The organism is Lysinibacillus sp. NPDC096212 (genome assembly GCF_044763105.1).
In the GTDB taxonomy this organism is placed as follows: Bacteria; Bacillota; Bacilli; order Bacillales_A; family Planococcaceae; genus Lysinibacillus.
In genome coordinates, this window is record NZ_JBIWFQ010000021.1 from 54,047 (window position 1) to 72,826 (window position 18,780).

Consider the following 18,780-nt stretch of genomic DNA (forward strand, 5'->3'; position numbering starts at 1 on the left):
GGAGGTGCAAAATGAAACGTATATTAGTGACAGGAGGAGCAGGCTTCTTAGGCTCGCATTTAATTGATCGACTAGTAGAACAAGGCCATGCTGTTGTATGTATGGATAATTTACAAACAGGTGCAATGGAAAATATTAGCCACGTACTAGATAAACTTCAGTTTGTTCATCATGATATTATTGAACCTTTTCCTGAATTAGGACAGTTTGATGAAATATATAATCTAGCTTGTCCTGCTAGTCCTATACATTATCAGGCAGATCCTGTGCACACATTTAAAACAAATGTATTAGGTGCTCTAAACTTACTAGAACTTGCCCGTAAAACAGGTGCGAAGGTATTCCAGGCTTCTACCTCTGAAGTTTATGGAGACCCTTTAGTACATCCTCAACCAGAGCATTATTGTGGAAATGTCAATCCTATTGGTATCCGCAGTTGCTATGACGAGGGAAAGCGCGGAGCAGAAACGTTATTTTTTGATTATGCACGTATATATGATATCGAAATTAAAGTAGTCCGCATCTTTAATACATATGGTCCGAGAATGGATGCTAAAGACGGACGTGTCGTTAGTAATTTTATCGTTCAGTCATTACTGAAGAGACCTTTAACGGTATATGGCGATGGCAAACAAACCCGCTCTTTCTGCTATGTAGATGATTTGATAGAAGGTTTTCTGCGATTAATGACGACACCAAAGGAAGTTACAGGTCCTATAAATCTGGGCAATCCTTATGAATTTACAATGCTTGAACTAGCGAAAAAAGTTATGAACTGGACAGAGAATGACACATCTTTACAATTTGAGGAATTGCCACAAGACGACCCTAAACAACGCCAACCAGTCATTGATGAAGCACATCGTGTCCTAGGATGGGAGCCGCAAGTCATGTTAGATGAAGGACTTCAGAAAACAATCGCATATTTTAAGAGTAAAGTGCAGGAGAGATGAAGGATGCAAAAAGTACGGAAAGCAGTAATCCCAGCAGCTGGCTTGGGAACAAGGTTTTTACCTGCAACAAAAGCACAACCGAAGGAAATGCTCCCAATTGTTGATAAGCCTACGATTCAATATATTGTAGAAGAAGCAGTTGCATCGGGTATTGAAGATATTATTATCATTAGCGGCCGCAACAAACGTTCAATTGAAGACCATTTCGATACGAATTATGAATTAGAACATACACTGGAAATGAAAGGGAAACTGGATGACCTTAAAGAAATCGAAGCCATTTCAAATTTAGCGAATATACATTACATACGCCAAAAAGAGGCGAAGGGCCTAGGAGATGCCATTTATTGCGCACATCGTTTTATTGGAGATGAGCCATTTGCTGTTTTACTAGGTGATATTATTTTACAAGCACCTACTCCTGCGTTAAAACAATTAATTGAAACATACGACCGCGAAAAGGTTTCTGTCATTGGAGTCCAGCAAGTACCGATGGAGAGTGTCCATAAATATGGTGTGATTGACCCAGCAGCTGATGTGCAGAATGATAAGGCAATTGAAGTAAAGGGTTTTATTGAAAAGCCGCCAAAAGAGGCTGCCCCCTCAAACTATGCTATTATGGGACGTTATGTTCTAACACCTTCGATTTTTAAAAAGTTAGAAGCTACTGAACCTGGTGCGGGTGGGGAAATCCAATTAACGGATGCGATTCAATCGTTAAACCAAGAAGAACGAGTAGTTGCACAAGATGTTGTAGGAAAATTGTATGATATTGGAAGTAAAATTGGCTTTGTCCAAGCGACGATAGACTTTGCATTACAACGTGATGATTTAAAAGATGATATTCAAGCTTACATAAATATGAAAGCGGGGATAACACAGTGAATATAGGCATTATTGGCACAGGATATGTAGGCTTAGTAACTGGCGCTGTTTTATCAGAAATCGGGCATGTTGTTACTTGTTTAGATATTAACGAAGAAAAGATTAATACACTTAAAAAAGGGCAATCACCAATTTATGAACCTGGATTAGATGAAATACTAACACGTAATAATGAGGCAAATCGCTTAACCTTTACAACAAGTGCTCAAGAAGCATTTGCACAGGCAGATATTATCTTTATAGCTGTAGGTACACCTCAAGGAGAAGACGGGGCAGCGGATTTGTCTTATATTGAACAAGCAGCTAAAGATATTGCGAAAAATGTAGAGCATGATGTGATTGTTGTTGTGAAAAGTACGGTTCCAGTAGGTACGAATGATAGAGTGGAAGAAATTATTCATGCGAATATGGTAGCGGGCTTACAAATTCATGTAGTATCTAATCCAGAGTTTTTACGAGAAGGACATGCAATTAACGATACATTTTACGGAGATCGTATTGTGATAGGAGCAGAAAATTCAATCGCTAGAAATAAGGTGGAAAGCCTGTTCAAGTCACTAAACATACCAGTTATGCATACGGATCGACGTAGTGCAGAGATGATTAAATATGCCTCAAATGCATTTTTAGCCGTGAAAATTAGTTATATCAATCAAATTTCTAATTTATGTAATGCACTAGGGGCAGATGTGAATGCAGTAGCAGATGGCATGGGTATGGACCACCGAATAGGACGCGCCTTTTTAAATGCTGGATTAGGCTATGGCGGATCATGTTTTCCAAAGGATACAGAAGCATTAACCTATTTGGCAAGTGAAAATGATGTGAATTTAAGCATAGTACAATCGGCTATACAAGCTAACAGCGAGCAACGGCATATCTTTGTTCAAAAAGTAATCAATCACTTTAAAGGTGAGGTTGCAGGGAAGAAAATTGCGATATTAGGATTAGCATTTAAGCCAAATACAGATGACATGCGGGAAGCACCTGCCATAACAATTATTAAAGAACTACTAAAAAAAGGTGCGCATATTATGGCATATGATCCAATTGTAAAGGATGTAACTTCGTTAAATAATAAAATTAAATATGCAAATACGAAAGAACAATGTGTTGAAAACGTAGATGCAATATTAATAGTAACAGAATGGGAAGAGTTTGTAGAAGCTGATTGGAAGAAAATCAAAATGATTTCAAATGATGCACAAGTATTTGATGGGAGAAATATTTTAACGAATAAGTAGGTGGAAAAATGAATATAGAGCTTTTACCCAGTAAAATAGGTACTCCTACATTACAAGTTGAGGTAGCAAATAAGAAAGTGTTACTTCATAGCAAGTATAATCCAGTTCAAGAAGCAGAACGTTTTATTGAAAGTCAGTGTGAGAAAATTGAGGAAGCTGAACATATTATTTTTTACGGAGGTGGTCTAGGTTATTTCGTGCAGGCTTTTATCGAGAAGTTTCCAGAAAAGTTAGTTTCAGTTTATGAGCCATTTTCGCAAATTGCACAATTATGTGTAAAACAAAAGGATATGACGCAAATCCAATTACATAACATTGAGCATTTTTTAATTGAAAATCTGCAAGAGTCGATTGAACAAACATTACAGCCTTTACGAGAAATAGTGTACCAGAAATTTGTCATCATTACGCCTCCTGTATATGAACGGATATTTCCAGAAAAAGTAGAGCAATTTAGTAATTCTTTCAAAAACTTTTTACTTTTAACGGGGAATGATATTTCAACGGTTTCTGAATTTTCGATGCGTTGGACAATTAATGCTATAAAGAACTTTAAAGAAACAGTATGTAGCCAAAATATTTTTGAAAAGAAGAAGTACTTTAAAGGAAAGCCTGTCATACTGGTGAGTGCTGGACCATCATTAACAGAGGAACTAGACAATTTAAGAACTATAAAAGAACAAGGGCTTGCATACATATTTGCAGTAGGTTCAGCTAATAAAACACTAATAATGCATGGTATTTTGCCAGATGCTGTCTGTACATATGATCCGCAGCATCATAATTATCAGCTTTTTGAAGAAATTTATAGTCGTCACATTGACACAATCCCCATGATTTATGCAACAACCGTTGGGTATGAAACATTAGAATTTTATACGGGCCCAAAATTTCATTTTATTTCGACACAAGACCAGTTTACGAGGCAGCTTTTAATAAAGCGACAGGAGCCAGTCATTTATGATGCTCCTTCTGTCGCTGTTATGGCACTACAAGTGTTAAATTCGCTACAAGTCAGTAAAGTAATTTTAGTTGGTCAAAACTTTGCATTTAAACAAGGGAAGTTTTATGCAGATGGTATTAGCCGATTTGACAAAGAAAAAAATACTTTATCGGATAATAGTGTGCAACTGAAAGATGAAAAAACAACTCTTGAGGTGAAGGATGTACAAGGACATTTAGTAAAAACAAATACACACTTTTTACAAATGAAATCCGATATGGAGACAGTAATTCAAATAATGAAGGTACCTGTCGTTAATACAACGATAGGTGGAGCACGAATCGAGGGAGCACCATTTAAAAGCCTAAGCATTTTAGTAAATACGGAATTAAATAAAAGGATTGTACAGCAAGAGTGGTTAATGGTAGAGAAAAAACAAAAAATAAATAAACAAACATTCAATGCCATCCGATATGATAGTCTCCGTTTCATAGAACAATATGAGCTACTAGAGGACGCTATTAGAGAAATAAAAGAAAAAGAAGATTCGTCTGAGATAACTAATGAGATAGAAGCATTTAACGATAACTTGAAGCAAATTCAAAATAGTACATTCTTTCAACTGTTCTTAGCATCTGCTTTAAAAAGGATGAATGAAAAATTAAATGCTAGTTTAAAAGTAGCAAATAAAAAGCTAGCTCACAGAGAAAAAGTAGTAAGTATTGTGAAGGAGCATGAATTTTATTTACACGAGTTATTGGCCGTCTTTAAGCAAATTAATGCCATCCTTCAAATGAATTTACTATTACCAAGTGATATGAGAGAAAATGAGCGCTTTTATGAAGCTACATGTGGTGTGTTCCACTATGAGGGTGAGTGGCAGAAAAAATGGCTTACACGGCAAGAGGCGAAGGAAGGCTCAATGCATGAAGTACATGGAATTGGTGTTGAAACTAAAACAATGGGTGCAACGTTTGAGTTTCGTTTCAAAGGAACGCAACTCCGACTAGTGGGGACAAATCAATCACACGAGCCGCTGAAACTAAAGGTAACAATAGATGGAATAGAAGAATTAGCAACAGTTAATGAAATGACTAATGAACAAAAGTATGGTGCATTTATTGCAATAACACTATTTGAAACGGAAAATCTATCAAAAGAACTGCATAAAGTGAGTGTAGAGGTACTATCTAAGGACGTTGAATTTACATTTTTAGCTGCTTATACAGAAGCGAGTGCATATCATATTCATGAGGTTGAGCGTATTGAGGATTTAGTACTTGGAAAGCGGATAAGATGTTCATACAATGCAACATTCTCCGAACTAGGTGTTTTTTCCAAAATAGGCGTAGGTAGTAGTGAATGGATTCCTATTATTTCATCACCAAAACCAATAGGGGACTTTTTTCTTATAGATATAGGTAATGGTAAGCTTGTAGCGGATAGAGTTATTCAAAATTATATAAAGTTAGAAACCTTAATTAATGGTATGTACAAGAAAGATAAATTATTTTTAGATAAAGATACCAAAATGCGAGTTCAATTACTTAGTGGTAGTGGGGTTGATAATGATTGGGATGAAGCTTTCAGGAAGGATAGTATAGTGAAACAATTAAATATTTTATATAGGAATAATTATGTTGCAAGTTGGACTGTGGCAACTGATTTGAAAGAACTTAAAGAGCAAGAAGTCAAGAATACGATTATGAGAGGGGATTTTTATCATTACGGGATCAATGATTCATTTGGTGAGAATTTATTATATCAATTGGAAACAACTTGGGTATTGGAAAGTCCTGGAGTAGGATTTAGACCAATCTTTGTTATAAATAATTAAGAAAGTAGTGATTAAACGAATTATACAATATATGGTGGATTATTATCAGGGCAACGTATTTATGATTATATTTTGAATAGCTGAAATCAAGTAATTAGCATAACAGATAGAAATGCTCATAGTCTAAGTGAGTGTAAATTCGCTTCATTAGTTGTATCAGATATTGATGAAGTGAATTTAGAGATTTTGGATTCATGTGATGAAATAATAGTGGCTTTGGGTTCAAAAGAAGAAGCTTTAAAGGTATCGAACTTGTTGAAAAAGAAATTAATCAAGTGTCCAATTAGTACAGTTTATGATGAGAAATATAGTTGGCAATATCAAAAGATTCATCGATTGTATATGTTGGAGAATAATAGTGTGTTTTCAAAAAAGGGTTGGTTTTTAAGTAATCAGACACAGGAATCAATTGATAATGAAAAGAACCCTTTACCTTGGTATACATACGCAAGTATAGACTTTTTGAAGTCTAGAGTAAATAAACAGATGAAAGTGTTTGAATTTGGTTGTGGTAATAGTCCTTACTGGTGGTCTGAGAGAGTTCAAAGTGTAAATGCAGTTGAACACGATAAAGAATGGTATACAAAAGTTATTTCTAACATTCCTTCCAATGTACAAGTTAGTTTATGCGAAGATAGACAGTCATACATCTCTGAAATAGCGAATGGAAAAGGTTCGTTTAATATTATATGTAAAGATGGAATTCATAGGAAAGAATCCGTAGAACAAGCTCTTCCATTTTTAAAGAAAAAGGGAGTGATTATTTTTGATAATTCAGATCGGCAACGTTTATTTGGAGATGGAATGCAATATTTAACGAATGAGGGCTTTAAAAAAATTGAATTTTACGGAATGGGAGCAATAAATGATTATGAATGGGAAACTTCTGTTTTTTACCGTCCAGATAATATTTTAGGAATTTAGATTGAGGAGAAAATAATGTTTAATAAGAGACTCTATGTTTTTGGCACAGGGAAATACAGTGAAGAATTAACAGATAAATTAATTTCAGGGAAATATGTGATCGATGGATATATTGATCGACATCCAGAACAAAAGAATTTTTTAAATAGATTAGTTTTTTCATTACAAGAAGTTTTAGAAATTGAAGATGATATCTATATTGTTGTTGGATCAAGTTTTTACGAAGATATTTCAACGAGTTTGTCTGAACAAGGATTAATTGAATATAAGGATTATTGTAGTGGCGAATTTTTCATGACTGAGTACCATTCTAGAACTTCATATTCTCAATTTGGCGAAGATATACTAATTGAGAGTGTACTTGAAAAAATTAAGTTTAAGGGCAATGGTTTATTTATTGATGTAGGAGCATATCACCCATACAAATATTCGAATACATATGCTTTATATAAAAAAGGGTGGAAAGGTATTAATATAGAGCCTACACCATATAAAATTGATTTATTTAATGTTTTCAGACCTAAAGATATAAATCTGGGTATAGGCATTTCTTCGACTACAAGTCAAAAGGATTTTTATATTTATGATGAAAATGCATATAACACCACAGAAGAGCATGTAGTTCAACAAAGAATAAGCCAAAATAATTTGAATTTCCGGGAAATGAAAGTGTTAGAATTTTCACCGTTAAGTAAAATAGTAGAAGATTATTTACCTGAAATAGATATTCATTTACTAACAATAGATGTAGAAGGACATGAATTAGAAGTATTACAATCTTATAGTTGGGAAAAGCATAAACCAAGTATTATTGCTGTCGAAATTTTCGATTTAAATAACAGCGAAATTAAACTTTTTTTAGAGAAACTTGGATATGTTTTCATGGCAAAAACAATTGCAACAGGAATTTTTGTGTTAGAAGAACTACTTTGATTAATTCTAAGTAACTTTGCTCAGGAGAATGAGAAAGGATTTTAATTTAAAATATCAGTTTCTAATTGTAGTAAAAGAATCATTAACCAATAAAGGTTATAAAAAGTAGCAGAAGGTTGGTACGTAAAATGAAGAAGCCTGTAGCATTCATTATATTCAATCGCCCAGATACAACAGCTATCGTTTTTGAAGAAATACGCAAATATGCGCCAGAACAGTTATTTGTTATTGCAGATGGTCCTAGAGTATACAAAAATGGAGAGGTGCAAATTTGTTTAGAGACACGTGAAGTTATACAGGTGAATTGGGATTGTGATGTAACATATATATATTCAGAAGAAAATCTAGGATGCCAGAAAAGAATTTCTTCAGGATTAGATGAGGTATTTTCATATGTAGAGGACGCAATTATTTTAGAGGATGATTGTGTACCACATGAAGATTTTTTTGTATTTTGCGAAGATTTGTTGGATTATTACAAAAGTGATGAGGGAATTATGGCAATTTCGGGGGATAATTTCCAAGATAATAATTTTGAGATTGAAGAAAGTTATTACTTTTCTATATTTCCACATTGTTGGGGATGGGCTACATGGCGAAGAGCATGGAGTAAAATGGATGTAGAAATGAAAGAATGGAGTGCTGTGAAAGAGAATGACCTATTTAAAGAATACTGGTTTGATATATATTTCGAAAAATATTGGACTAATATTTATGACCGAGTGAGTAATGGTGAGATAGACTCTTGGGCTTATCCATGGACTTTTTCATGTTGGTTTTATAGAGGAAAAACCATATTGCCGAAAAAAAATCTTGTAAGTAATATTGGATTCGGAGAGAACGCAACTCATACTAATTCAGAGAATAAATTATTAGGAAATCTCCCCGTGCATAAAATGGACTTTCCACTTAAACATCCAACTTGTTTAAAGACGAATTTTGAGGCAGATTTTTATACATCAGAAAAAGTTTATTATGTAGATGCATTAAAAGAGCATGCTATGACTAACTCTATGAAAATTCAACTTTTTAAATATTTGATGGATTTGCGAAATTTAGAAGATCTATTTAAGAATGAAGTTTATATTTTTGGAACAGGTGAATTAGGTAAAATGATAAACTCCTTTTTCAAAGCAAATGGGTATCAAATTGAAAAGTTCATAGTGAGCGAACCTTCTGAGTATAACCAAAGTTTTGATGGTGTTGAGGTCGTTGAACCTACAAATTTATCTGAAAAAAAGATGAAAATTATTGTTTCTATAGAAGGGAAACATGATAAAGAGATTATCGTAAAATTGAAACAGATATTTAAAGAGGATATGGTAGAAATTTTTTCGTGGAAAGATTTAATTTTGTCTTAATAAATCTTTCTATGAATTATTTTAATTAAATAGAATGACCCATCTGTTAGGATGGACATCTTAGATATAAGCTTTCAAAGTATTTAGAAGAAAGGGACGATTGTAGTGAAAAAGAAAATAATATTTGGTACAGGACGAATTGCAGAATATGTTATACAAAATATAACTACAAAAGATATATACGGATTTATAGATAACGATAAAAAAAAATCCAAAGAATTTTTTCACGATTTACAAATCCTATTACCCAATGAATGCATGGAGCAAATTGATTTGAAAGAGTTCACCATTTTGGTTGCTTCTACACAGTATGAAGATATTTCTAAACAATTAATTTCTATGGATTTGGTTGAGGGTATCCACTTTTTTGATGCCTTTACACTTCTTTCTATAGAGCAAATTAGAGAATCATTGAATATTAGTCCAGATATTGAGGATGAGTTTATTGAATTATATATCAAAGTGAAAAATTATTCGATGACTTCTATAGACCGTCTCTACTCTTTGTATCAATCAGTTAAATACGTTATTGCCAATGAAATACAAGGAGATTTTGTTGAGTGTGGTGTATGGCGTGGTGGAAGTGCCATGATGATTATGGAAACTCTAAGAAAGTTAGAAGTTACTGATAGAACAATTTATTTATATGATACTTTTGAGGGAATGTCAGAACCAAGTGACATTGATATTGATTTCAGTGGAAATATGGCAGAACAAGAATGGTTGCAGTCTCAAACAAACTCTGTGAATTTGTGGTGTTATGCTTCTTTAGATGATGTTAAGAGGAATATAGAAAAGACAAGTTATCCAATGGACAAAGTTCATTTTTTAAAAGGAAAAGTGGAAGAAACTTTAACAAAAAATTTACCCCCAAAACTATGTTTACTACGTCTAGATACAGATTGGTATGAGTCTACTTATCAAGAATTGTTGCATTTATACCCCTTATTATCTTTAAATGGTGTATTAATCATTGATGATTTCGGATATTGGCAAGGTGCACGTAAAGCAGTAAATGACTACTTTAAGAAGTATAATGTAACAATGCTGTTAAATAAAATCGATTTTACTGGACGGTTGGGGTTGAAAACGCATGATTGATGATCATTCTTTAAAGTTATTAAACGTTGGTTGTGGAACAACTTTTCATAAAGCCTGGGTTAACATTGATATAAATAGTATTCATGAAGAAATCATAAATGTGGATATTCGAAAAGGTCTGCCATTTGAAGAAAGTTCTTTTGACGTTGTATATTCTTCTCATGTACTTGAGCATTTCTCAATACAAGACGGTTTAAGTCTACTAAATGAAATTTATCGTGTCTTGAGGCCAAATGGAATAGTTCGTATTGTAGTTCCGGATTTGGAAAATATAACGCGCAATTATTTGAGTTCACTAGATCGTGTTAAAGAATATGAAAGTAAAGAAAATGTTTTTAATTATGAGTGGATGCATATGGAGATGTATGATCAAACGACCCGCTCCATAAGTGGCGGTAATATGGGTAACAAAATGCTCGATTTAACAAATGGTTTTGATTTTATGTTTGAACGTATTGGGTATGAGATGTTTAATGCTCAAGAACGAGAGCTTATAAATAAACTTTCGAGTATTCAAATGAAAAAAAGTATTTACATTTTTGGAGCAGGTACATTTGGTCAACGAATTGAGAAAATACTATCAAAACATAGCGTATATATTAATGGTTATATTGATAATTCTACGTCTCTTATCGGTCAACTTGTCGATAATTTTCTTGTTAATTCCTTACACAATATATCTAAAAGTGCACATATAATAATTGCTTCGACATGGTGGAGAGAGATAGAAGCTCAGTTAAAAGAGCATGACTTTACTAACTATTCTATCGTAAAAACTGAAGTTGAGAAATTATCTGTACCCGATGGAAAATTAGAAGAAGTTAGGGAATATATACAAACACAGCTAGGAATGGACTATCTGAGAGCTTTTGATGAAGGTGTTTTTCGAAACCAGGGAGAAATTCATAGACAAATGTATGATCAATACTTATTAAAAAGGACTCTTTTAAAAACAGGATTTGTAAATGTTACTAAAATGAATGCATTAGAAAGTACAATTCCGAACTTTGGTGAGTATCAATTAGATGAAATAAATGGGAAAGTACGTAAACCAGACTCTTTGTTTATGGAAGCAACAAAAAAATAAAGAGAAGGTGAAAAAATGAACATACTTCACATAAATACCAATGATTTACGTGGCGGTGCAGCAAAGGTAATGATACGTCTTTTACAAAGTCAGCAATCATTGGGATTAGAAAGTAATGCGCTTGTTGGAATCAAAGAGTCCGAGCATTCTTTTGTGTATTCTTTTGATATTAGAAAGCATCATAAACTTATTCAAAAATCTAAAGAAGAAGGCTATGTAAATTATAATACTTTTGGTGCATTTAGATTGTTTGAAAATCCGCTTTTTCAACAAGCTGATGTAATTCATCTACATAATATGCATGGTGATTATTTCAATCCATATGCGATTTCAATGTTATCCCATATTAAACCGATAGTCTGGACATTGCATGATATGCAATCGGTTACGGGGCATTGCTCTTATTCTTATGATTGTAGTAAATGGATGTCTGGTTGCGGAAATTGCCCATATCCTAATGAGTATCCTGCTATTCAGTCAGACCGTACGCACTTAAATTGGGAAGAGAAAAAAGAGATATATAATAACTCTAAGTTGTTTATTGTCCCAGCTGCTCAATGGATCGGTGATATTGCATCAAAAGGAATATTACAAGGACACCCTATGGAGGTTGTTTTAAATGGTGTTAATATTCAGATATATCACCCAATGGACAAGCAATCAGTACGTCGTAAGTATGGCCTTCCTACAAATAAAATTATCATTGGTGCAGTAGCTAATGGTGGGACATTTGGGGAAGAACGTAAAGGCGGGAAATACGTGCAAAAAGTCATTGATCGTCTTATTGAAGCAGGATATGATGTCTTACTCGTTAATGTTGGTGGAGCAGTGCAAGAATATGAAAATGACTATTTATATCATGTTGGATATTTATCAACTGAAGAGGAAATGGCAGAGGTTTATAATACTTTTGACTTGTACTTATTCCCTTCTTTAGCAGATACATGCCCTTTAGTTATATCTGAGGCTATGGCATGTGGAATTCCAATTGTAACATTTGATACGGGTGGAATTCCAGAACTTGTTAAGCATGCTGAAACGGGGTTTGTAACTCAACAAAAAGATGAAGATGCTCTCTTTGCTTACACAGAAATGCTAGTCACAGATAGCGATTTAAGAAAATCATTTGGACTTGCAGCTCGTTCATATTGCGTTGCTAATTTTGATCACGATTTAATCGCAAGCAAATATTTAGAAGTGTACGAAAAAGCTATCCAGCTATTTGAACTGAGAAAAGATGAAACTCTCTATTATGACTTAGAGCATGTTCCGAATGTAATAAAAAATCAACAATTATTTTTACATGCAGAGCAGTTAAAAGGAAAACCACTTGTTGAAGAAATACATAAAAGTCAGACTTTAGCGGTTATTTCTGAAGATACAGAAGATTTATCAAAAGCGGACATAGTTTTTGTCAAAATAGATAAGTTTCATCTTGCGAAAGATTACTTTAAAACGATGCTTTATAAAACCGTAAAAACAGATATTTTAACGAGCGGTATAACCTTAGTAAGAAAAAGCGGAAAACCGTTTTTTCAACCTGTATTGCCAATACGAGAAGATAATCATATATTAAACGCAGCCATGGGTAGTAATTTTTATTCGCGTTCTTTTTTTGACAGAAATAAAGATGCAATTCTAAGTGGAAATCAGATTCAATGTAATTCATTTGAATTATTCAATACCGAAAGTGTAAGTATCCTAGTAGATGACTATATGAAAATGAAGGTAAATGAGTCAATTTATATTTATGGAGCAGGAACACATACAATAGAATTATTGAAGGAAAGTCCATTTTTAAGTGGGTATATTACTGGTATTATTGATCGAAATCCTAATTTGATTGGAACAAAGCTTTTAGAAGAGTATGAAATTATCGGAATAAATGATATTGACGACAAAATATCAATTCTAATTTCCTCTGCTAGTTTTGAGGAAGAGATTTACGAACATCTGTCAAAGATTATTAAAAATAGATTAATAAAAATATATAGTTAAGATAGGAAGAATGGGATGAAATCTGCATTGATCACAGGCATCACGGGCCAAGATGGTGCCTATTTAACAAAATTCCTTTTTGATAAAGGATATCAGGTACATGGACTTGTTCGACGTTCATCTATTGAACATTATGATCGGATAGAAGAGTTTCTAAAGGATGACCGATTAACTTTACATTATGGTGATATGACAGACTCTTCTAATATAATCCGTTTGATGTCTGAAATTAGGCCGGATGAGGTTTATAATTTAGCTGCGATGAGTCATGTACATGTATCTTTTGATACTCCGGAATATACAGCCAATGCTGATGGAATCGGAACATTACGATTATTAGAAGCTATTCGCATTTTAGGACTTGAACAAAAAACTAGAGTATATCAAGCTTCAACTAGTGAATTGTATGGTAAAGTACAGGAAACACCACAGTCTGAGACAACACCGTTTTATCCCCGTAGTCCGTATGCAGCAGCAAAAATGTATGCATACTGGATTACAGTGAATTATCGTGAGGCATACAACATTTTTGCATGTAACGGAATTTTATTCAATCACGAATCACCATTACGTGGAGAGACATTTGTGACACGAAAAATTACAATTGCTGTTGCAAATATTAAGAATGGTAACCAAAATTGCTTATATCTAGGAAACTTTGATGCAAAACGTGATTGGGGATTTGCGGGAGATTATGTTGAGGCTATGTGGCTGATGTTGCAACAAGAAAATCCAGAAGACTTCGTTATAGCAACAGGAGAAACTAGATCTGTTCGTGAGTTTGTAGAGTGTGCATTTAGTGAAGCAGGTATTGAACTTAAATGGCAAGGAACTGGTATTAATGAGAGGGGAATCAATCGTGCAACAGGTCAAGTGATTGTAGCAGTTGATCCTCAATTTTTCCGTCCAACTGAAGTAGAATTATTACTTGGAAATCCGGCAAAGGCAAAAGAAAAACTTGGTTGGGAACGTAAGACTTCTTTCCAACAATTAGTTCAAATGATGGTTCAAGAAGATTTGAAAAGAATAGAAAACTAAATCGAAGCGATGAAGGCGGAAATAATAGCTACCTTTGTCGCTTTTTAATGTAGTTTGATGGTAGTTTGCCGATAATAATAATAGATTGAAATAAAAGGTGAGTATGAAATGGATAAACAATCAAAAATATACGTAGCCGGCCATAGGGGATTAGTTGGCTCTGCAATAGTTCGAAATCTAAATACTGCTGGGTATTCAAATATTATAACTAGAACAAGCAAAGGATTAGATTTACGTAAGCAGGTAGAAGTAGAGGCATTCTTTGAAGAGGAACAACCAGAGTATGTATTTTTAGCCGCTGCGAAAGTCGGTGGAATTTTAGCAAACTCAACATACCCAGGGCAATTTTTATATGATAATTTAATGATTCAAACGAACGTTATTGAAGCAGCACGTCAATCTGAGGTGAAAAAGCTTCTATTTTTAGGAAGTACATGTATTTATCCGAAAATGGCACCGCAGCCGTTAAAAGAGGAATATTTACTAACAGGTGGTTTAGAATCTACAAACGAGGCATATGCAATAGCTAAAATTGCAGGTATTAAAATGTGTAATGCTTATAATAAAGAATATGGAACAAATTTCATTAGTGTAATGCCAACCAATTTATATGGACCAAATGATAATTTCGATTTGCAAAGTTCACATGTATTACCTGCACTTATAAGGAAAATCCATGAAGCAAAGGTAAATAAGGAATCGACAGTTTCTGTATGGGGGTCGGGTCGGCCACTCCGTGAATTTTTACATGCGGATGAGTTAGCTGATGCTTGTGTTTATTTAATGGACCGTTGTGATGCTAAGCAGGTTGGAGAATTTGTTAATATTGGTACGGGAAAAGAAGTGTCTATAGAACAATTAGCGTTACTATTATGTGATGTAATTGGCTATGAAGGCAAGCTAGTATTTGATAATAGTAAGCCTGATGGTACACCGAGAAAAGTAACAGATGTATCTAAATTACAACTTCTTGGTTGGAAACATTCAATAGATTTGAAGGAAGGAGTTCAAGATGCGTATAATTGGTATCTTGATAATGTCATAAAGTCATGAATAATGGACCGAAAATTAGTATAATAACAGCTTGTTATAATGCAAAAAATACTATTGAGCAAACGATTCAAAGTGTACTAGGGCAAACGTATGAAAATATTGAGTATATTATTGTTGATGGAGCCTCTACTGATGGAACGATGGAGATTGTGGAGAAGTATCGGGACAAAGTAGACGTAGTGGTCTCGGAGTCGGACAAAGGAGTATATGATGCTTTTAATAAAGGTGTAAACATAGCTTCAGGTGAATATGTTATGTTTTTAAATGCAGATGATTATTTATTGGGAAATGGTGTCATTAAACAGTTGGCTGTTTTCATAAATAAGAAAAAAGATGCTGTTTGTGTTTATGGAGATATTTACATGATAAATGAATCTACTGGTTATAAAACTAAACATGGGCAAAATATTAACCTAAATAGATTAAAAGAGGGAATCATGCCGCCGCACCCAGCAACTTTATTATTACGAGAAGTAATCTTAGCGCTTGGAGGATTTGATTTACAATACCGTATTGCAGCTGACTTTGATCTGATGGCAAAAGCATTACAGAAATATGAAAATAGAATGTACCATGTACCGATTGTGGTTACTATGTTTAGGCTCGGTGGATTATCTAGTAACGATAGCACGCGATCAATCGTATTGAATGAAACAAAAAGTATTCTTAACAAACATTTTCCAGGCAATAGTGCTCTAGTTAATCAACAGGTTCATGATACAAATGAGTCATTATTGAAAAAGTGGCTTGAACAAATTACTTTTCATAATAAATCAATAAGTTCATCATTGAAGGAAAAGCAAATTAAATCTGTTGTTATCTTTGGTAGTGAGGAGATGGCCCTTTTAATAGCACAGGATTTAATAAATAGCGGTATACAAATTAGAGGGTATCTTGATAATAATGAACTCAGACATGGAATTATCATGAATAATATTGAGGTATATCACCCTGAGTGGCTTTTACATATAGAAAATATAAAACAGATTGATGCAGTTATATTTGGATTTCAAGGATTCCATGAAGAAGCAGTGAAAAAACAACTTGATACCTATAAACTAATAAAAGAAATACATTGTGTAAGTTGGAGAAATCTAGTTCATAATATTAATTAAGGGGTTATTTAGATGGATTATAATGTATTAGTAAAAAAAATAAAAACTAAAAAAGTTATTTGTTTTGGTGCTAGTGACGCAGCAAAAAAGCTATTTGAATTAATGCCACTTATAAAAGTTGAACTGTTTGTAGACAACAATGTTAATAAACAAGGGCTTTTATTTTTAGATAGACCAGTTTGTAACCCTACTATTTTGAAAAGCATTCAAAGAGATGAGTATTTTGTTGTTATTACAAGTTCTTATAGAAATGAAATCACAATGCAACTTAACGAACTTGGATTTAATGACGAGCAGGATTTCTGTGATTTTATTGATGTTAAGAATAGCCTTAATTTAAACCTTCATTTTGAAAACGGTCATTATTATTCTCCAATTCCTAATTTACATGAAATCAAAGAAAATGAACAAAATCTATTTTCTAAGAAAAAGAAGATTCTTGGAGTTGAAATTAATGAGAAGGGTCAATTATCTTTGTTCAATGACTTTTTAGAGCCAATTGAATCATTCTATCAAATGATTCATGAGAAGAACGAGCTCCGATATTATACACAGAATGGTTTTTTTGAGTTTTTTGATGCAGCTACCCTGTATAGTATAATAAAAAGTTTAAAACCTAAAAGAATTATAGAAGTAGGTTCGGGGTTTTCTTCATCAGTAATGTTAGATGCAAGGGATAAACTAAATCTAAACATGAAATTAACTTTTATAGAGCCATTTCCGGATCGTTTAAACGGTTTATTAACGAGAACAGACAAAGAAAACTCAACAATCATAGTTTCAAAAGTTCAAGATGTTCATCTAGATATTTTTAGAAATTTAGAGGCTGGAGATATTTTGTTTATTGACAGTTCTCATGTTTCGAAAATAGGTAGTGATGTAAACTATCTGATATTTGAAGTTCTACCTGAATTAAAAAAGGGAGTTATTATTCATTTTCATGATATCTTTTTTCCTTTTGAATATCCCAAAGAGTGGTTGTATAAAGGCTATTATTGGAATGAGGCGTATATTTTGAGAAGCTTTTTACAATACAATAGAAATTTTTCAATCATGTACTGGAATGATTTTATTTATCAAAAGCAACAGGATAAATTGAAAGATAAGTATTTATCAATCGATAAATCTTTTGGAGGGAGCATATGGTTTAAAAAGCATTAAGCCGAAACGTAACTTTACAAAAGTAAAAACATATGAACAATAGTTGAATCTACTGGGGTGAATATATTAGGAGTGATTTAATTGAGACCAATTAGCGTGTTAATGACTGTTTATAATGGTGAAAAATATGTAATGGAAGCTATTCAAAGTATATTAAATCAAACCTTTCAAGATTTTGAGCTTATTATCATTGATGATGCATCTACAGATCGAACGGTAAACTTAATAAGAGGTATTTTAGATGAACGAATATCTTTACATACTCTACCACGAAATATGGGGGTTGGGTATGCAAATAATTATGCTGTTCAATTAGCATCTGGAAAATATATTGCTAAGATGGATGCAGACGATATTTCGCATCCAGAACGTTTGGCTACTCAATTTGAATTTCTTGAAAAAAATGCTCAAGTAGGGATTGTAGATTCTTTTGTTAACTTTTTTACAGAATCAGGAAGTGTTAAAAAAAGTCAAAGGTTTAAGGATTATAAGGACATTTATTCAAGCCAAATCAATAAATACTATGATTCTAAAACATTGAGTAAAGAATTATTCTGGTTTTGTAATATAGTTCATTCGGCTGTAATGTATCGCAGAGGGTTAACCAAATTCTTTAGCTATCCATTAGACATGAAAATCTGTGAGGATTATAGTTTTTTTTATCGAATGAATGATAAAGGAATTATATTTCATAAAATGCCGTTTTTTCTATTATCTGTACGTTTGTCAGAAAACTCAATAACTGCAACTAAAACAGAAGAGATGTTAATTAATATTTTTAAAATAAAAGAAAATGATATTTCAACTTTTATTAGAATAAATGAAAAACCAATAGCTATCTGGGGAGCGAGTAATCTTGGGAAACTGACTTGTAATTATATTCGAAATAACTTCAATGTGCAGCCTATGATTTTTATTGATTCGAATATAAAAAAGGAAGACAGAAGGCAATTACAAAATATCGATATTGTAAACCCAAATGAAATTGAATTTAATGAATTTAAAATTTTTGTTGCATCTAGTTATGGTAAGTTTCAAATAGCAGAAGAGTTAGAGCAAAAAGGTTTGAAAAATATAAAGGATTATTTTGTTGTTTTTTAGATAAAGACAAACGAAAATTTGAAGCAACATTTTTGATAAACTAGTT

At 33.1% G+C, this 18,780-nt stretch carries 15 protein-coding genes; all 15 read left to right on the forward strand.

The genetic code is table 11. From position 1 onward, the window contains the following. Nucleotides 1-11: 11 nt before the first annotated feature. The 15 genes from ACIQ7T_RS18885 (at nucleotide 12) to ACIQ7T_RS18955 (ending at nucleotide 18,734) form a co-directional block, all read left to right on the forward strand. Nucleotides 12-953 (forward strand): UDP-glucuronic acid decarboxylase family protein, encoded by a 942-nt coding sequence (locus ACIQ7T_RS18885; protein ID WP_402872494.1) that lies wholly within the window; start codon nucleotides 12-14, stop codon nucleotides 951-953. Nucleotides 954-956: 3 nt separating this feature from the next. Beyond that, nucleotides 957-1,838, forward strand: coding sequence for a UTP--glucose-1-phosphate uridylyltransferase GalU (gene galU / locus ACIQ7T_RS18890; protein WP_402872497.1), 882 nt, complete (start codon nucleotides 957-959; stop codon nucleotides 1,836-1,838). Beyond that, entirely contained in the window at nucleotides 1,835-3,082 is a 1,248-nt protein-coding gene (locus ACIQ7T_RS18895) for a UDP-glucose dehydrogenase family protein (protein WP_402872500.1), read from the forward strand. Before galU ends, ACIQ7T_RS18895 begins: the two co-directional genes overlap by 4 nt. 8 nt (nucleotides 3,083-3,090) lie before the next feature. Next, on the forward strand, nucleotides 3,091-5,862 hold the full coding sequence (locus tag ACIQ7T_RS18900; protein ID WP_402872503.1) for a motility associated factor glycosyltransferase family protein: 2,772 nt from the start codon (nucleotides 3,091-3,093) through the stop codon (nucleotides 5,860-5,862). 171 nt (nucleotides 5,863-6,033) lie between these two features. Next, entirely contained in the window at nucleotides 6,034-6,786 is a 753-nt protein-coding gene (locus ACIQ7T_RS18905) for a hypothetical protein (RefSeq protein WP_402872506.1), read from the forward strand. A 15-nt stretch (nucleotides 6,787-6,801) separates the two neighbouring features. Continuing rightward, nucleotides 6,802-7,719: an FkbM family methyltransferase gene (locus tag ACIQ7T_RS18910; RefSeq protein ID WP_402872509.1), complete on the forward strand. Its 918-nt coding sequence runs from the start codon at nucleotides 6,802-6,804 to the stop codon at nucleotides 7,717-7,719. 128 nt (nucleotides 7,720-7,847) lie between these two features. Continuing rightward, the gene (locus tag ACIQ7T_RS18915; RefSeq protein WP_402872512.1) at nucleotides 7,848-9,080 is read left to right on the forward strand and encodes a glycosyltransferase family protein; all 1,233 of its coding nucleotides are present in this window, start codon (nucleotides 7,848-7,850) and stop codon (nucleotides 9,078-9,080) included. 105 nt (nucleotides 9,081-9,185) lie between these two features. Next, nucleotides 9,186-10,181: a TylF/MycF/NovP-related O-methyltransferase gene (locus ACIQ7T_RS18920; protein WP_402872515.1), complete on the forward strand. Its 996-nt coding sequence runs from the start codon at nucleotides 9,186-9,188 to the stop codon at nucleotides 10,179-10,181. Continuing rightward, complete coding sequence (locus ACIQ7T_RS18925) at nucleotides 10,174-11,268, forward strand: class I SAM-dependent methyltransferase (protein ID WP_402872518.1); 1,095 nt, start codon at nucleotides 10,174-10,176, stop codon at nucleotides 11,266-11,268. Before ACIQ7T_RS18920 ends, ACIQ7T_RS18925 begins: the two co-directional genes overlap by 8 nt. Nucleotides 11,269-11,283: 15 nt before the next feature. Beyond that, on the forward strand, nucleotides 11,284-13,266 hold the full coding sequence (locus ACIQ7T_RS18930) for a glycosyltransferase (RefSeq protein WP_402872521.1): 1,983 nt from the start codon (nucleotides 11,284-11,286) through the stop codon (nucleotides 13,264-13,266). 15 nt (nucleotides 13,267-13,281) lie between these two features. Then, nucleotides 13,282-14,304, forward strand: a complete 1,023-nt coding sequence (gmd, locus tag ACIQ7T_RS18935) for a GDP-mannose 4,6-dehydratase (protein ID WP_402872524.1) — start codon at nucleotides 13,282-13,284, stop codon at nucleotides 14,302-14,304. 108 nt (nucleotides 14,305-14,412) lie between these two features. After that, entirely contained in the window at nucleotides 14,413-15,357 is a 945-nt protein-coding gene (locus ACIQ7T_RS18940) for a GDP-L-fucose synthase family protein (RefSeq protein WP_402872527.1), read from the forward strand. Beyond that, entirely contained in the window at nucleotides 15,354-16,472 is a 1,119-nt protein-coding gene (locus tag ACIQ7T_RS18945) for a glycosyltransferase family 2 protein (RefSeq protein ID WP_402872530.1), read from the forward strand. The genes ACIQ7T_RS18940 and ACIQ7T_RS18945 overlap by 4 nt, the downstream gene beginning before the upstream one ends. Before the next feature lie 12 nt (nucleotides 16,473-16,484). Beyond that, nucleotides 16,485-17,633: a class I SAM-dependent methyltransferase gene (locus ACIQ7T_RS18950; protein ID WP_402872533.1), complete on the forward strand. Its 1,149-nt coding sequence runs from the start codon at nucleotides 16,485-16,487 to the stop codon at nucleotides 17,631-17,633. Nucleotides 17,634-17,714: 81 nt separating this feature from the next. Beyond that, nucleotides 17,715-18,734, forward strand: coding sequence for a glycosyltransferase family 2 protein (locus ACIQ7T_RS18955; RefSeq protein WP_402872535.1), 1,020 nt, complete (start codon nucleotides 17,715-17,717; stop codon nucleotides 18,732-18,734). The last annotated feature ends 46 nt before the right edge of the window (nucleotides 18,735-18,780 follow it).

Excerpts from the sequence above, each read along its gene's own strand:
- ACIQ7T_RS18885 (WP_402872494.1), top strand. The coding sequence starts at position 12 with ATGAAACGTATATTAGTGACAGGAGGAGCAGGCTTCTTAGGCTCGCAT.
- galU (WP_402872497.1), top strand. The coding sequence starts at position 957 with ATGCAAAAAGTACGGAAAGCAGTAATCCCAGCAGCTGGCTTGGGAACA.
- ACIQ7T_RS18900 (WP_402872503.1), top strand. The coding sequence starts at position 3,091 with ATGAATATAGAGCTTTTACCCAGTAAAATAGGTACTCCTACATTACAA.
- ACIQ7T_RS18910 (WP_402872509.1), top strand. The coding sequence starts at position 6,802 with ATGTTTAATAAGAGACTCTATGTTTTTGGCACAGGGAAATACAGTGAA.
- ACIQ7T_RS18915 (WP_402872512.1), top strand. The coding sequence starts at position 7,848 with ATGAAGAAGCCTGTAGCATTCATTATATTCAATCGCCCAGATACAACA.
- ACIQ7T_RS18925 (WP_402872518.1), top strand. The coding sequence starts at position 10,174 with ATGATTGATGATCATTCTTTAAAGTTATTAAACGTTGGTTGTGGAACA.
- ACIQ7T_RS18930 (WP_402872521.1), top strand. The coding sequence starts at position 11,284 with ATGAACATACTTCACATAAATACCAATGATTTACGTGGCGGTGCAGCA.
- gmd (WP_402872524.1), top strand. The coding sequence starts at position 13,282 with ATGAAATCTGCATTGATCACAGGCATCACGGGCCAAGATGGTGCCTAT.
- ACIQ7T_RS18940 (WP_402872527.1), top strand. The coding sequence starts at position 14,413 with ATGGATAAACAATCAAAAATATACGTAGCCGGCCATAGGGGATTAGTT.
- ACIQ7T_RS18945 (WP_402872530.1), top strand. The coding sequence starts at position 15,354 with ATGAATAATGGACCGAAAATTAGTATAATAACAGCTTGTTATAATGCA.
- ACIQ7T_RS18950 (WP_402872533.1), top strand. The coding sequence starts at position 16,485 with ATGGATTATAATGTATTAGTAAAAAAAATAAAAACTAAAAAAGTTATT.